The sequence below is a fragment of the Ruegeria sp. AF1 genome, assembly GCF_056542125.1.
Genome location: NZ_JBQFZG010000001.1, coordinates 175,718 through 190,132, shown reverse-complemented (window position 1 = coordinate 190,132; position 14,415 = coordinate 175,718). Strand labels below are relative to the sequence as shown.

The 14,415-nt window shown below is 54.9% G+C and carries 13 protein-coding genes and 3 tRNA genes; 7 read left to right on the top strand and 9 right to left on the bottom strand.

Going from position 1 to position 14,415, the window contains the following annotated elements:
- Window position 1: 1 nt before the first annotated feature.
- The 3 genes from uvrA to ACR0BK_RS00895 form a co-directional block, all read right to left on the bottom strand.
- Window positions 2-2,860, bottom strand: coding sequence for an excinuclease ABC subunit UvrA (gene uvrA / locus ACR0BK_RS00905; protein ID WP_480553386.1), 2,859 nt, complete (start codon window positions 2,858-2,860; stop codon window positions 2-4).
- A 177-nt stretch (window positions 2,861-3,037) separates the two neighbouring features.
- Window positions 3,038-3,114: transfer RNA gene (locus ACR0BK_RS00900), tRNA-Asp, on the bottom strand.
- Window positions 3,115-3,159: 45 nt separating this feature from the next.
- Window positions 3,160-3,236 (bottom strand) — tRNA-Asp (locus ACR0BK_RS00895).
- A 181-nt stretch (window positions 3,237-3,417) separates the two neighbouring features.
- Between ACR0BK_RS00895 and ACR0BK_RS00890 the strand changes: the two genes are divergently transcribed.
- A tRNA-Val gene (locus tag ACR0BK_RS00890) sits at window positions 3,418-3,492 on the top strand.
- Window positions 3,493-3,651: 159 nt separating this feature from the next.
- Window positions 3,652-4,464 (top strand): TylF/MycF/NovP-related O-methyltransferase, encoded by an 813-nt coding sequence (locus tag ACR0BK_RS00885; RefSeq protein WP_480516885.1) that lies wholly within the window; start codon window positions 3,652-3,654, stop codon window positions 4,462-4,464.
- Window positions 4,465-4,808: 344 nt separating this feature from the next.
- On the opposite strand, the gene lon is transcribed toward ACR0BK_RS00885, so the two are convergent.
- The 3 genes from lon to ACR0BK_RS00870 all read right to left on the bottom strand — a co-directional run bounded on the left by lon (window position 4,809) and on the right by ACR0BK_RS00870 (window position 9,601).
- Window positions 4,809-7,217, bottom strand: coding sequence for an endopeptidase La (gene lon / locus ACR0BK_RS00880; protein ID WP_480516883.1), 2,409 nt, complete (start codon window positions 7,215-7,217; stop codon window positions 4,809-4,811).
- 279 nt (window positions 7,218-7,496) lie between these two features.
- On the bottom strand, window positions 7,497-8,627 hold the full coding sequence (gene tgt, locus ACR0BK_RS00875; RefSeq protein WP_480516881.1) for a tRNA guanosine(34) transglycosylase Tgt: 1,131 nt from the start codon (window positions 8,625-8,627) through the stop codon (window positions 7,497-7,499).
- Window positions 8,628-8,689: 62 nt separating this feature from the next.
- Window positions 8,690-9,601, bottom strand: coding sequence for a nucleoside hydrolase (locus ACR0BK_RS00870; protein WP_480553385.1), 912 nt, complete (start codon window positions 9,599-9,601; stop codon window positions 8,690-8,692).
- A gap of 175 nt (window positions 9,602-9,776) precedes the next feature.
- Between ACR0BK_RS00870 and ACR0BK_RS00865 the strand changes: the two genes are divergently transcribed.
- From ACR0BK_RS00865 to ACR0BK_RS00855, 3 genes are all read left to right on the top strand, one after another.
- Window positions 9,777-10,667 (top strand): SPFH domain-containing protein, encoded by an 891-nt coding sequence (locus ACR0BK_RS00865; RefSeq protein WP_480472533.1) that lies wholly within the window; start codon window positions 9,777-9,779, stop codon window positions 10,665-10,667.
- Window positions 10,667-10,945, top strand: coding sequence for an NfeD family protein (locus tag ACR0BK_RS00860; RefSeq protein ID WP_480553383.1), 279 nt, complete (start codon window positions 10,667-10,669; stop codon window positions 10,943-10,945). The genes ACR0BK_RS00865 and ACR0BK_RS00860 overlap by 1 nt, the downstream gene beginning before the upstream one ends.
- Window positions 10,946-11,039: 94 nt before the next feature.
- Window positions 11,040-11,402 carry an SUF system Fe-S cluster assembly protein gene (locus ACR0BK_RS00855; RefSeq protein WP_209504059.1) on the top strand — a complete coding sequence of 121 codons (363 nt, stop codon included), beginning with the start codon at window positions 11,040-11,042 and terminating at the stop codon, window positions 11,400-11,402.
- 230 nt (window positions 11,403-11,632) lie between these two features.
- Here ACR0BK_RS00855 and ACR0BK_RS00850 read toward each other — a convergent pair whose 3' ends face one another.
- Window positions 11,633-12,049 (bottom strand): hypothetical protein, encoded by a 417-nt coding sequence (locus tag ACR0BK_RS00850; RefSeq protein WP_480516876.1) that lies wholly within the window; start codon window positions 12,047-12,049, stop codon window positions 11,633-11,635.
- Window positions 12,050-12,191: 142 nt separating this feature from the next.
- On the opposite strand from ACR0BK_RS00850, the gene ACR0BK_RS00845 reads away from it, so the two are divergent.
- On the top strand, window positions 12,192-12,557 hold the full coding sequence (locus tag ACR0BK_RS00845; protein WP_480476725.1) for a HesB/IscA family protein: 366 nt from the start codon (window positions 12,192-12,194) through the stop codon (window positions 12,555-12,557).
- Window positions 12,558-12,705: 148 nt separating this feature from the next.
- Window positions 12,706-13,455: a triose-phosphate isomerase gene (gene tpiA, locus ACR0BK_RS00840; protein ID WP_480553382.1), complete on the top strand. Its 750-nt coding sequence runs from the start codon at window positions 12,706-12,708 to the stop codon at window positions 13,453-13,455.
- 9 nt (window positions 13,456-13,464) lie between these two features.
- Here tpiA and ACR0BK_RS00835 read toward each other — a convergent pair whose 3' ends face one another.
- Together ACR0BK_RS00835 and ACR0BK_RS00830 are read right to left on the bottom strand one after the other, a co-directional pair.
- Window positions 13,465-13,911, bottom strand: a complete 447-nt coding sequence (locus tag ACR0BK_RS00835; RefSeq protein ID WP_480516872.1) for a nucleoside deaminase — start codon at window positions 13,909-13,911, stop codon at window positions 13,465-13,467.
- 65 nt (window positions 13,912-13,976) lie between these two features.
- Window positions 13,977-14,288 (bottom strand): DMT family transporter, encoded by a 312-nt coding sequence (locus ACR0BK_RS00830; protein WP_480516870.1) that lies wholly within the window; start codon window positions 14,286-14,288, stop codon window positions 13,977-13,979.
- Window positions 14,289-14,415: the final 127 nt, after the last annotated feature.

Below are 14,415 nucleotides of genomic sequence, written 5' to 3'. Positions count from 1 at the left end.
CTTATTCTGCCGCGACGCGCGCCCCTTTCAGCATCGGCTTCAGGTATCGCCCGGTGTGGCTGCGTTCAACATCGGCTATGTCTTCTGGTGTTCCGGTGGCGACGATTTCGCCACCGCCATCACCACCTTCAGGTCCAATGTCGATGATATGATCCGCAGTTTTGACCACATCCAGATTATGTTCAATCACCACCACAGTATTGCCCTGATCGACAAGTTCGTGCAGCACTTCCAACAGCTTGCGCACATCTTCGAAATGCAGACCTGTTGTCGGTTCGTCGAGAATATAGAGCGTTCGCCCGGTTGAACGCTTCGACAGTTCCTTAGACAGCTTTACCCGCTGCGCCTCGCCACCTGACAACGTTGTGGCTTGTTGACCCACCTTGATATAGCCAAGACCCACACGAGCAAGGGCGTCCATCTTGTCCCGGATTGACGGCACGGCCTTGAAGAACTCCTGCGCATCTTCCACTGTCATATCAAGCACATCCGCGATGGATTTGCCCTTGAACTTGATCTCAAGCGTCTCGCGGTTATACCGCGCGCCTTTGCAGGTTTCGCAAGTCACGTAGACATCCGGCAGAAAGTGCATCTCGATCTTGATGACACCGTCACCCTGACATGCCTCGCACCGCCCGCCTTTGACGTTAAAGCTGAAGCGACCCGGTTTGTATCCGCGTGCCTTAGCCTCGGGCAGACCGGCAAACCAATCTCGGATCGGGGTGAAGGCGCCAGTATAAGTCGCCGGGTTTGAACGCGGCGTTCGCCCAATGGGTCGCTGGTCGATGTCGATGACCTTATCGAGGTGTTCCAGCCCCTTGATGGTTTCACAGGGTGCTGGTGTCTGACGTGCTCCGTTCAGCCGCATTGACGCGGTTTTGAACAATGTCTCGATGGTGAGGGTGGATTTACCCCCGCCAGACACTCCGGTGACACAAACGAATTTGCCCAAGGGGAATTCGGCTGTGACATTCTTCAGGTTGTTGCCTGTGGCCTTGACCACCGTGACTTTCTGCTTCTTGCCTTTACGGCGCTGTACCGGAACTGCGATTTCACGCGTTCCTGCAAGGTACTGCCCGGTAATGGAGGCCGCATCCGCCGCGATTTGCGCAGGCGTTCCATGACTGACCACCTGCCCGCCATGTACACCTGCTCCCGGACCGATATCGAAAACATAGTCAGCTTCACGGATGGCTTCCTCGTCATGTTCTACAACGATCACCGTATTGCCCTGATCCCTCAGGTTCTTGAGCGTACCCAGAAGCCGGTCATTGTCTCGCTGATGCAGCCCGATCGAAGGCTCATCCAAAACATAGAGAACCCCGGTCAGCCCCGAGCCGATCTGACTGGCCAGACGAATACGCTGGCTCTCGCCACCTGACAGTGTTCCGCTTGAACGGGACAGCGTAAGATATTCCAAACCAACGTTATTCAGGAAACCGAGTCTCTCGCGAATCTCCTTGAGAATGGCGCGGGCAATTTCGTTTTTCTGGGCGCTCAGGTGGTTGGGCGCGTCTTCGATCCACGCCAAAGCCTCACGGATCGACATCTGCACCACCTGCCCCACATGCAGCCCGGCGATCTTTACCGCCAGCGCTTCGGCCCGAAGCCTGTAACCTTCGCAGGCGCCGCAGGGACGATTGTTTTGATATCGTTCAAATTCCTCACGAATCCATGCGCTGTCGGTTTCGCGATACCGGCGTTCCATATTCGGGATCACGCCTTCAAAACTGCGGGTCACCTGATAGACGCGCCCACCTTCATCGTACCGGAACTGAATTTCATCATCCCCGGACCCACGCAGAAAGACCTCCTGCACATTATAAGGCAGGTCTTTCCAGGGCGTGTTCTTGTCAAACTCGTAATGGCGCGCAATGGCCTCGATTGTTTGTAGGAAATAAGGGGATTTACCCTTGCGCCATGGGGCCAAAGCACCATCGTAGAGTTTCAGCGTCTGGTCCGGCACCACCAGGCGTTCATCGAAAAACAACTCAACTCCAAGACCGTCACAATCCGGGCAGGCACCGAACGGCGCGTTGAATGAAAACAGGCGTGGTTCGATTTCGGGAATGGTGAAACCGCTGACCGGGCAGGCAAAATTCTCGCTGAATGTGATGCGTTCCGGATCGTCCACACGCGGGGCAGTTTCCAATATGGCAATCCCGTCCGCCAGATCCAGAGCGGTGCGCAGGCTGTCGGCCAAGCGCGTTTCCATACCTTCCCGCACAACCAGTCGATCAACAACCACATCGATATCGTGACGGAATTTCTTATCCAATACAGGCGGTTGATCCAGTTCGTAGAACTCTCCGTCCACCTTGACGCGCTGGAAACCCTGTTTGCGCAGCTCCAGGAATTCTTTTTTGTACTCACCCTTCCGATCGCGCACGATGGGGGCCAGAAGATAACCGCGCGTACCGTCTTCCATTGTCATGATCCGGTCGACCATGTCCTGCACCTGCTGCGCCTCAATCGGTTGCCCGGTGGCTGGGCTGTAGGGCGTTCCGGCGCGGGCAAACAGCAGACGCAGATAGTCATAGATCTCGGTCACCGTGCCCACAGTTGAACGCGGATTCTTGGACGTCGTCTTTTGTTCAATCGAAATTGCCGGAGACAGGCCGCTGATATGATCGACATCCGGTTTTTCCATCATATCCAGGAACTGCCGGGCATAGGCCGAAAGGCTTTCGACATACCGGCGCTGGCCTTCTGCATAGATGGTGTCAAACGCCAATGAGGACTTCCCCGAACCCGACAATCCAGTTATGACCACCAACTGATCCCGAGGGATATCAACGTCTATACCTTTGAGGTTATGTTCGCGCGCGCCGCGCACCTCGATATTCTTCAGCTCAGCCATATGCGGCCCCCAACAAACAAGTGGTTAAGAGATAGGCGAGCCAGACCAAGACTCCAACAGAAAAGTTAGAACATTTAGTGAACAGTCGAATTTTCGCCGATCAAAACCTGCAATGAACACAGGATTGACTAAAGGTGCCTAAAAAGGCGCAACCCTTGATCTGTTAGAGGAGGAAAATGGCGCGGTTGACGGGGCTCGAACCCGCGACCCCCGGCGTGACAGGCCGGTACTCTAACCAACTGAGCTACAACCGCGCATCTATTTTCGTGGCCTTTAACCTGGACCAAGGATGGCAGCGATGGCGCGGTTGACGGGGCTCGAACCCGCGACCCCCGGCGTGACAGGCCGGTACTCTAACCAACTGAGCTACAACCGCCCGCTGCAAGTTCATTGCTGAACGTTTGGGTGTATTATGGCTACGCTCGGGCAGCGTCAAGCGGCGTTTTCAAGTTTTTTGTCAGATTCCAAATTTTTGTATACGGCGCGATTTTTTGCGGATGCCGCGGGTTCTATTTCCCTTGCAGCCAACCTTCGGGAAAGATATCACCCCGTCCCATGGGTGATTAGCTCAGTGGTAGAGCGCTTCGTTCACATCGAAGATGTCAGCGGTTCAAATCCGTTATCACCCACCATTTTCCCGCATAGCTTTCCACCATTATTACGCAACTACACCGTGTACAATCCACTGCCTCAGCTTAGGTTCTTCGATTGGCCTCAACACAAAGAAGAAAATTTGATTGCACAAAAACACGTATGAAGTATTGATCTTCTGCGCATTTTTGGAGCATGAAATGGACCCTTTGAAGCTTTTTAAACAATTGATGACTGCATCGGTTTATCCCGAATCTGCCTACAGGGTTGAGCAAGTCAGAAACAGTCAAGATCCCAGTGTCATGCAGAAGAATTCGTTGATACGCACGCTGGCCAAGCAAAACCTGCTTCTGGTTGAAAAGAAAGACTACATTCATTCTGACCGGATCGAAGGCCGTGATTGGCCCATGTTTGGTTATACGATGGTTGGCCACAAACGCCTTGATAACATTCAGGAGGCCGTTGAGAGCATTCTGGACAAGGGCATTCCCGGCGACCTGATTGAATGCGGTGTTTGGCGCGGTGGTTGCGCGATGGTTATGAAAGCCGTCCTAGAGCTACATGGTGACCGAGATCGTAAGGTCTGGTTGGCAGACAGCTTTGCAGGATTGCCTAAACCCAATAGTACGGATTTTCCGGACGACACAGGCTACGATCTGTCAGAAGAAGAGATTCTTGCTGTTCCCGTTGACACAGTTAAGGCCAATTTTGAACGCTTTGACTTGCTGGATGAACGGGTAAAGTTCTTGCCTGGATGGTTCAAAGACACACTTCCAAGCGCTGAGATTGAACAGATTGCCCTTCTGCGTGCAGACGGCGATCTATATGAATCGACCATTCAAATTCTTGAAAACCTGTATCCCAAAGTGGTCTCGGGTGGGCACGTCATTATCGACGACTACAACTCATGGCCACCATGCAAGAAGGCCGTGGAAGATTATCGCAATGCGCATGGGATTACCGAGCCAATTATCGAAGTTGATTGGACTGGAGCCTATTGGATCAAGAACTAAGCCTCTCCTTCAAATAACCTGTTCATTGCCTGACCAGCGCGTTGATTTGTTCTCGCTCAAAATGCGCGTCGTGCGTCTCTGGGGCTTGCTTGAAAGTGCAAATTCTCCGGCAATCAGAGGGCTGCTGTTGCCAATATATTGACGCTGGTCAGTCCAAATACGAATCCCCTGTGTCGCTTTGAGCAACAGCCTCAATACGACGAAAAGAAATGCAACAAGCCAGCCTCACGCAATACTTGTACTTATTCAATAAAAACCTGAGCCTGTTCATCACGTCTTGATCAGTGTCGATCTTTGGCCCTTGAGACCGAAAGACGGCGGGGGTACCCCCGCCGCCTTGGAGTTCAATGCGCAGTTGCTAAAGACTCAGTGTTTCCAGAAGCTTGCGCCGCCGCTGCTGCGGCCTCTTCCGCGGCTTCATCCCACTCGATCGGTTCAGGTTTGCGCACCAATGCGTGTTCCAGAACTTCCGAGACATGTTTGACCGGGATGATCTTCAGCCCTTCTTTGACGTTGTCCGGGATATCCGCGAGATCCTTTTCATTCTCTTCCGGGATCAGAACGGTCTTTATCCCACCACGCAGCGCGGCCAGTAGCTTTTCTTTCAATCCACCAATCGGCATCGCATTCCCGCGCAGTGAGACTTCGCCGGTCATCGCGATGTCTTTCCGAACCGGAATACCGGTCAGAACCGAGACAATCGACGTGACCATGGCCAGACCTGCCGATGGGCCATCCTTGGGTGTCGCGCCATCCGGCACGTGAACGTGAATGTCGATCTTGTCAAACTGCGGCGGCTTTACCCCGATCTGAGGTGAAATCGAACGCACATAGGACGAAGCGGCGTCGATGGATTCCTTCATCACATCGCCCAGCTTACCGGTCGTCTTCATCCGCCCTTTGCCGGGCAGTTTCAACGCTTCGATATGCAGCAGGTCGCCACCCACTGACGTCCAGGCAAGACCGGTGACAACACCAACCTGATCGTCCTGCTCGGCCAGACCGTAACGGAATTTCGGCACGCCCAGGAAATCTTGCAGGTTTTCGGGTGTAACCTTAACGGTTTCTGCATCCTTCTTGATGATCTTGGTCAGCGACTTGCGCGCGACCTTGGCGATTTCACGTTCAAGGTTCCGTACACCCGCCTCGCGGGTATAGGTGCGGATGATCTTTTGCAGCGCCTCATCGGTCAGTTCGAATTCCTTGGCTTTCAAACCATGGTTCTTGACCTGTTTGCTGATCAGGTGCTGCTTGGCGATCTCACGCTTTTCGTCCTCTGTGTAACCGGCCAACGGGATGATCTCCATCCGGTCAAGCAAAGGCCCGGGCATGTTGTAGCTGTTCGACGTGGTCAGGAACATCACGTTGGACAGGTCATATTCAACCTCAAGATAATGGTCCATGAACGTGTTGTTCTGTTCCGGGTCCAGCACCTCAAGCATCGCGGATGCTGGGTCGCCCCGGAAATCCTGTCCCATCTTGTCGATTTCATCCAACAAAATCAGCGGGTTCGTGGTCTTCGCCTTTTTCAACGCCTGAATGATTTTGCCGGGCATGGAGCCGATATAGGTCCGACGATGGCCCCGGATCTCGGATTCGTCTCGAACACCACCCAGTGAGATGCGAATGAACTCACGCCCGGTAGCTTTGGCAACCGACTTACCCAGCGAGGTCTTGCCCACGCCCGGAGGGCCGACAAGGCAAAGAATCGGCCCTTTCAGCTTTTTCGAGCGCTGCTGAACCGCGAGGTATTCAACGATCCGTTCCTTGACCTTCTCAAGCCCATAATGGTCCGCGTCCAGAATCTCCTGCGCGCGGCCCAGATCCTTTTTGACACGGGATTTAGTGCCCCAAGGCAGAGCAAGAATCCAATCCAGATAGTTGCGCACAACTGTGGCTTCGGCCGACATAGGTGACATGTTCTTGAGCTTCTTAAGCTCACCCTCGGCCTTTTCCCGCGCTTCTTTCGACAGCTTGGTTTCGGCGATTTTGGCTTCCAGTTCAGCAACTTCGTTGCTGCCGTCCTCGCCATCGCCAAGTTCCCTCTGAATGGCCTTCATCTGCTCATTCAGATAATACTCACGCTGCGTCTTCTCCATCTGGGATTTGACACGGGTCTTGATCTTCTTCTCGACCTGCAGAACAGACATCTCGCCCTGCATCAGGCCATAGACCTTCTCAAGCCGCTCGCTGACGCTGAGGGTTTCCAGAAGCTCCTGCTTTTGTTCGACTTCTATGCCCAGATGCCCGGACACAAGGTCGGCCAGCTTCGCAGGCTCGGTGGTATCGCCTACTGCGGTCAGTGCCTCTTCGGGGATGTTCTTGCGCACTTTGGCGTAACGCTCGAACTCATCCGCGACAGTGCGCAACAGCGCTTCGGTCGTGGTGACGTCGCCGGGAATTTCGGTCAGGTATTCCGCGCGGGCTTCGAAAAACTCTTCGTTTTCCAGAAACTCGGTGATCTGAACGCGCGCCTGCCCCTCGACCAGCACTTTCACCGTGCCATCGGGCAGCTTCAGAAGTTGCAGCACATTGGCCAAAACGCCGGTGCGGTAGATGCCTTCTTCATCCGGATCGTCAACGCCGGGATCGATCTGGCTGGACAACAGAATTTGCTTGTCATCCTGCATCACCTCTTCCAGCGCGCGGACCGATTTGTCACGGCCTACGAAAAGCGGCACGATCATATGTGGGAACACCACAATATCGCGCAGCGGCAGGACGGGGTAGGAGGAATTCAGAGGCTCTTGCATGCTCTATCCTTATCGTTGGCAAGACGGAACCCGTCCCTCATCGAGGCAACATTTGTCCGTCTCCTGTCTTGGACGATAAAGGTGGGGCCTCATCGCCCATTTTCAACCTTACCGCCATGTATCACCAATCAGAATGAACCGAGGTTTGGCGGACTGCAAGGCGTGCCGGGAACATATCCACCAAAATAGTAGGATACGCCCCGGTCTTGCGCGATCAGTCGCCAGAAAACAGCCCGGCTGCGCAGAACTGGCAGATTTCTTCCTGGAGAGGGCAAAATATCACAGCGGTTCGATATCCCCCTGCGCGCGTTGCGCGTGGAAATCGGCCTGCCAGGCTTCGAACGCACCATCCGCAATCGCGTCGCGCATGCCGGCCATGATCTCCTGAAAATAATGCAGGTTATGCCATGTCAGCAACATGCCAGAGATCATCTCATTCGCGCGGAACACGTGGTGCAGGTAGGCGCGGGAATAATTCGAACAAGCCGGGCAAGTGCAGTGTTCGTCCAGCGGCCGCGGATCGTCTGCGTGACGGGCATTCTTGATGTTCACCACGCCGTAGCGGGTGAAAACCTGCCCTGTACGCCCAGACCGCGAGGGCAACACGCAGTCCATCATGTCGATCCCGCGGGCAACAGCACCGACGATATCGTCGGGCTTGCCGACGCCCATCAGATAGCGCGGCTTGTCCGATGGCAGGAAATCGGGGGCATAATCGAGACAAGAGAACATGGCCTCCTGCCCTTCGCCGACCGCCAGGCCACCAACTGCGTAGCCTTCGAAACCGATAGATTTCAACGCCTCGGCGCTTTCTTCGCGCAGGTCTTTTTCCAGCCCACCTTGCATGATGCCAAAAAGCGCATGCCCCGGACGATCGCCAAATGCATCGCGCGACCGTTCGGCCCAACGCATCGACAGGCGCATTGACTCGGCAATGCGGTCACGATCCGCTGGCAGCGCAGGGCATTCATCGAAACACATGACAATGTCCGAGCCCAACAGGCGCTGGATCTCCATCGACCGTTCCGGCGTCAATTCGTGCTTTGATCCGTCGATATGAGATTTGAAGGTCACGCCCTTTTCAGTCAGCTTGCGCAAACCGGCCAGCGACATGACCTGAAATCCGCCGGAATCTGTCAGAATGGGCCGATCCCAGTTCATGAACTTATGCAGTCCACCCAGTCGATCAATACGCTCAGCGGTCGGGCGCAGCATCAGGTGATAAGTGTTCCCCAGCAGGATGTCTGCCCCGGTCGCCCGAACGCTTTCCGGCATCATCGCTTTGACCGTTGCCGCAGTGCCAACCGGCATAAAGGCAGGCGTTCTCACGTCGCCGCGCGGTGTGCTGATCACTCCGGTCCTGGCTTTGCCGTCTGTTGCCTTCAGATCAAAAGAAAACTGTTGGGTCATGTCATCCCTCGGGTCGCCGAACCGGGCAGGCTTTGCCCGATCCGTTTGGTCTTTGCAACCCGTCAGGGTAGCGAGGCAACACGGTCTGTAAACAGTTGAACAACCCCTGCCCCGTCCACGTCGCGGCAGACCCGAACTACGGGACGTTCCGGATCAGGTCGCGTTGCCCCCTTCTGGTCGCCTTCGGTGACAACCCGCAGACCCGTTTCGACCATGTCAAACATGGCACCATGAGAACAAGCGATCACAGCCGTCGAATCGTGCAGGCCGCAGCCTTCCAGACCACCGACGTCCTTGTAGAACTTCAGGTAAAAGCGAGAGATATCGCGCAGAAAGGACCCCATATCAGGTGATCGCATTGCCAGGCTTTCGAAATCCGCAGTCTCGTAGAGCGTTTTCAGCGTGACATCCAAACCGACAAGAACGGTTTCCGGCGGCGTGGCAAAGACCTCTTCAGCGGCAATCGCATCATGATAGATGTTGGCCTCAGCATGTACCGTAATATTACCCGGGCAGTACACCGCCCCGCCCATTATAACCAAACGCCCCAGATTGTCGGCGAATTCCGGATCCAGACGAATGGCGTTGGCGATGTTGGTTAGAGGGCCCACGGCGCAAACCACCAGCTCTTTCTTGTGGGTTCGTGCCATGTCGACCAGAAATTCAGCAGCTGACAGGGCGTGGTTACTTCCAATCTCGGGAATGTCAGTCAGGTCACCGAATCCTTCGGGACCATGCACATGTTCGGATGGCGAATGTTTATCGGCACCCAATGCAACGGCAGCCCCTTCCGCGACAGGCAGATCCAGACCCAGTTTATCAAGCAGGAACCGGGCATTGCGGCTGGATTGATGTACATGCGTGTTTCCAAACACCGTGGTCAGGCCGATCAGCTCGATCTCGGGTGCTGCAGCGGCATAGGCGATTGCCATGGCATCATCGATGCCAGGATCTGTATCGATTATCAGTTTCATCCCCGCCCGATACCGCAAACAACTAGGGATGCAAAGCGGTCACAGCACGATTTTTCGATACAGCGTTTCATTATCGAGGCATTTGCATGGGACTGCTTTCCCCTCATACCAGAGTTGAAATCGAGCGACTCAATCGCCACATGTATACTATAGTACACAAAAACAAGAGGACAGTATGACCGAAGACCAAATCATCGGATTGCTTTCGTCAAACATCATTTACCTGCTGGCCGCGGTGCTGGTAATTGTTATCATTTTCAAGGGCATCAAGATTGTGCCTCAGTCCGAAAAATATGTGGTTGAACGGTTTGGGCGCCTGCATTCCGTGCTTGGCCCCGGCATCAACTTTATCGTTCCGCTGCTGGACATTGCGCGCCACAAGATCTCGATCCTGGAACGCCAACTGCCAAACGCGACGCAGGACGCAATCACCAAGGACAACGTTTTGGTGCAGATCGATACATCGGTCTTCTACCGTATTCTCGAACCTGAAAAGACGGTCTACCGAATCCGCGACGTTGATGGCGCGATTGCTACCACTGTCGCCGGGATCGTTCGCGCCGAGATTGGTAAAATGGATTTGGATGAGGTCCAGTCGAACCGGTCCCAATTGATCACGCGTATTCAGGAAAGCGTTGAAACCGCTGTCGATGACTGGGGCATCGAAGTCACCCGCGCCGAGATTCTGGACGTAAATCTGGATCAGGCCACCCGTGACGCCATGCTGCAACAGCTGAACGCCGAACGCGCCCGTCGTGCGCAGGTGACAGAAGCCGAGGGCAAGAAGCGCGCAGTCGAGCTGCATGCCGACGCCGAGCTTTATGCGGCGGAACAAACCGCCAAGGCGCGGCGCATTCAGGCCGAAGCCGAAGCTTATGCCACAGGTGTGGTCGCCAAGGCCATTCAGGATAACGGCATTGAAGCGGCCCAGTATCAGGTTGCCTTGAAGCAGGTTGAAGCCCTGAATGCGCTTGGAAACGGTACTGGCAAGCAAACTATTGTTGTGCCTGCCAACGCACTGGAAGCCTTTGGTGATGCATTCAAAATGCTAAAAGGAGGAAAATGATGGCAGACCCCTTCTGGTTGACCTGGTGGATCTGGCTCGCCGCCGCATTGGCGCTGGGTATCCTTGAGATTGTCTTGCCAGGGTTCATTTTTCTGGGCTTTGCAATCGGAGCCGCAGTCACGGGCCTTATCCTTGCCGTATCCGGAATGGCTCTGTCTTTGAACGTGTTGGTGTTGATCTTCGCAGTGATGTCACTGATTGCGTGGCTTGTTTTGCGGAATCTGTTTGCATTGCCGCAAGGTCAGGTCAAAACCTTCAACCACGACATCAACGACTAAATTGCCGCGGCGCCCCTATCGGCGCCGCCGCCCTACTGGACGCTGTTGCGGCTATTCCCTATATAATCACTCAGGCAACAGACCCGAGGCAAAGATGACCCACCCGAGCGAACAGTTTGAAGGCACACCGCTGATTGCGCCGTCAACCATTGAGCACCCCCTGTACGAGCCCGTGGTCGAGGCGTGCCGCACGGTCTATGACCCGGAAATCCCCGTGAATATCTATGACCTCGGCCTGATCTACACGATCGACATTTCCACGGACAACGCGGTGAAGGTGATCATGACGCTGACAGCCCCCGGATGCCCGGTTGCCGGCGACATGCCCGGATGGATCATGGAAGCGATCGAGCCTGTTGCAGGCGTCAAAGAGGTCGACGTGGAACTGACCTGGGAGCCACCCTGGGGTATGGAGATGATGTCAGACGAAGCACGTCTGGAACTGGGATTTATGTAGGCACCGACCACAGTTTCCCGGCTATTTGTCACAAAACATTGGTGTTTTTGTTACCTGTTCGTGCTGTCCCTGTCACAATGATACGGGAAAAGACCTGCGGACGGCACCAATCGGTATCGTACCTCGGGCCAGACATGATTTGACCGCCCCCCGAATTCCGGCCCAGAAACACGGACCGTTCTTGCCCGAGAACGGTCCTTTTCATATCCAGATCACCTAACGACGGGTGATCAGTTCAAATTGCAGGTCTTTTTGATTTCCGCAGATCTGGCATCCAGTTGATTGATGTAGTCCCCCGATAGCATTTGCAGCCTTTTGTGTTCCGTTCCTGTGACCAGCCCCAAAAGTGCCCCGGCAGGAGTAATGGCGGCAACACTTTCCAACTGTTGGTCCTGCGCGTGCTTTTTCTCAGTCGCGATGGCGCGCAGATCGCCCTCGGCGGTCGCGCAGTTTACCGGATGCCTCTCTCCATCATTGGCGGCCACCGCATCATCCGGAACAAACAAAAGAACTGCAATGGTAAGTACCGCTCCCAACAAGACTGGATTAAAAATTGCATTTAATCTCTTCACAATATTATCCTTTCCGATGATTTCACAATGCGAACCGTTTTGGCGATCAACCAGCTTAAACCTATTCAGCTCCACGGTTTAACGGTCGGGTGTTTTCAGCGAACCCATACTGTATGCCGGGTTGTTTCATCCTGATAAAACTCTTTATAACACACCGTCTTGAGCCTTGGCCCCCTGAGCCCTAGATTAAATGCAACGCGCGACAACGGAGACTTACATGTTCGGCATTCCCGGCAAACAGGCTGTGACCATGACGCCCAAAGCCGCAGAGCAAATTACCCGCCTGATGAACTCGGGTGGCCACGTCGGCTTGCGCATTGGCGTAAAGAAAGGCGGCTGTGCGGGCATGGAATATACCATGGAATATGTCGATCAGGCCGATCCACACGACGAAGTCGTTGAACAGGATGGTGCACGCGTCATGATCGCACCAATGGCGCAGATGTTTCTGTTCGGGACTGAAATCGATTACGAGGTGTCGTTGCTGGAATCAGGTTTCAAGTTCAGGAACCCGAATGTCGTCGACGCTTGCGGTTGCGGTGAATCCATCAAATTCGATGAGAGCATCGTGCAGAAATCCTAGTTTGCGCCGGGTAATCCTGTGACTCGGGCCCGACCGAACGCCGTGCGTCGATCAAAGCGCGCGAACCCACCCGATCAGTGGAATTGTAAGATCGTGCCGACAATGCTATCCGCATCTTAAATCATCGAATGATCAGGGAGATACGGGTATGCGGCGCAAGCTTGCGGCAGGAAACTGGAAAATGAACGGAACCGGTGCTGCGCTGAGCGAGCTTGAAGCACTGTGCAAGTCCCACCCAGACGCTTCTGTCGATATCCTGATCTGCCCTCCGGCAACATTGCTCAGCCGCGCGGCTGACACCGTACGCGGGTCAGCAGTTACTGTTGGCGGGCAGGATTGCCACGCGGCAAGCGCAGGCGCGTATACAGGCGATATCAGCGCTGAGATGCTGCTGGACGCGGGCGCGACATCAGTCATCCTGGGTCATTCCGAACGGCGCGTGGACCATGAAGAGCATGACGAGGATATACGCGCCAAGGCCCGTGCAGCGATGGACGCGGGGTTAAAAGCGATCATTTGCGTAGGCGAAAGTCTGGAGCAACGAGAGGCGGCCAATACACTCGACATTATCGGCGGTCAGATGTCGGGGTCGATCCCGGATCAGGCAACCGGCGAGAACCTGATCATTGCATATGAACCGATCTGGGCCATCGGCACTGGCAAGGTTCCAACGCTTGATGAGATCGGAGAGGTTCACGACTTCATCCGCGCCCGGTTAGAGCGTCGTTTTGGCGAAGGTGTGGGTCGCTCTGTCCGTTTGCTTTATGGCGGGTCGGTAAAACCCTCCAACGCGGCGGAGATCTTTGCGGTTTCAAATGTCGATGGTGCGCTTGTGGGCGGCGCCAGCCTGAAGGCCGGGGATTTCACGGGCATTATTCAGGTGCTGGAGAGCGTCTAGGTTTCGCCTTTACTCGGCAATATCTTCCGCCCAAAGCTCTGGCTTTTCTTCGATGAACCGCTGCATCAGTGCGATGCAGTCGGGATCGTTGGCTATCACCACCTCGACGCCGCGGTCGCGCAGGAAGTCTTCGTTGCCACCAAAGTTCTGGGTATCGCCGACCACCACGCGCGGGATACCAAACTGAACGATAGTGCCGGAACACATCATGCAAGGTGACAAAGACGTGTAAAGAACCGTGTCGCGATAGGTTTTCTGACGCCCGGCTTTGCGCAAAGCATCCATTTCCCCATGTGCGATCGGATCCCCGCCCTGTACACGTTGATTGCGCCCTTGTGAAACAATTTCGCCACCCCGCGCCAGAACTGATCCGATAGGGCATCCACCTTCATCAAACCCGGCTTTTGCCTCGTCATAAGCCACGCGCAGCAGGCGCTTGTCGGTCTCGGTCAGCATTCCAGTCTCCAATTCCCGTGTTTTCCGAACCCTGCCCAAGCAAAATGGCTTGGTCAATAAAACGCTCACGCCAGCTTCATCAGGATGAGACCTGACACGATCAGAAGAGCCGCCAGAATCCGCGCAGGGCTAAGGGCTTCGCCCAGAAACAGGATACCTACACAGAACGCCCCCACAGCCCCGATACCGGTCCAGATGGTATAAGCCGTGCCCAACGGCAGGTCGCGCATCGCCAGCGCCAGAAGACCGAAAGACCCGATCATCGAAAGCCCCATCAAGGCCGTAGGCAACAATCGGGTGAAACCAGCCGATTGCTTCATCGCTACGGCCCAGACGATTTCCAACAGGCCAGCAAATAGAAGGAATACCCAGGGCATAAGACAACCTCGTATCCGTTCGGGTCGTCCCGAATAATGTCCCGATATGGGGAGGTCGTCCTCTGGACCCGAGATATGAACCCGGTGCGCGGTTTCAAGATACGAAAAAGCCGGGCGGTCGAAACCG

Excerpts from the sequence above, each read along its gene's own strand:
- ACR0BK_RS00845 (WP_480476725.1), top strand. The coding sequence starts at position 12,192 with ATGTTCGGCATTCCCGGCAAACAGGCTGTGACCATGACGCCCAAAGCC.
- tgt (WP_480516881.1), bottom strand. The coding sequence starts at position 8,627 with ATGACCCAACAGTTTTCTTTTGATCTGAAGGCAACAGACGGCAAAGCC.
- ACR0BK_RS00860 (WP_480553383.1), top strand. The coding sequence starts at position 10,667 with ATGGCAGACCCCTTCTGGTTGACCTGGTGGATCTGGCTCGCCGCCGCA.
- ACR0BK_RS00830 (WP_480516870.1), bottom strand. The coding sequence starts at position 14,288 with ATGCCCTGGGTATTCCTTCTATTTGCTGGCCTGTTGGAAATCGTCTGG.
- ACR0BK_RS00835 (WP_480516872.1), bottom strand. The coding sequence starts at position 13,911 with ATGCTGACCGAGACCGACAAGCGCCTGCTGCGCGTGGCTTATGACGAG.
- tpiA (WP_480553382.1), top strand. The coding sequence starts at position 12,706 with ATGCGGCGCAAGCTTGCGGCAGGAAACTGGAAAATGAACGGAACCGGT.
- uvrA (WP_480553386.1), bottom strand. The coding sequence starts at position 2,860 with ATGGCTGAGCTGAAGAATATCGAGGTGCGCGGCGCGCGCGAACATAAC.
- ACR0BK_RS00865 (WP_480472533.1), top strand. The coding sequence starts at position 9,777 with ATGACCGAAGACCAAATCATCGGATTGCTTTCGTCAAACATCATTTAC.
- ACR0BK_RS00885 (WP_480516885.1), top strand. The coding sequence starts at position 3,652 with ATGGACCCTTTGAAGCTTTTTAAACAATTGATGACTGCATCGGTTTAT.
- ACR0BK_RS00855 (WP_209504059.1), top strand. The coding sequence starts at position 11,040 with ATGACCCACCCGAGCGAACAGTTTGAAGGCACACCGCTGATTGCGCCG.
- lon (WP_480516883.1), bottom strand. The coding sequence starts at position 7,217 with ATGCAAGAGCCTCTGAATTCCTCCTACCCCGTCCTGCCGCTGCGCGAT.
- ACR0BK_RS00870 (WP_480553385.1), bottom strand. The coding sequence starts at position 9,601 with ATGAAACTGATAATCGATACAGATCCTGGCATCGATGATGCCATGGCA.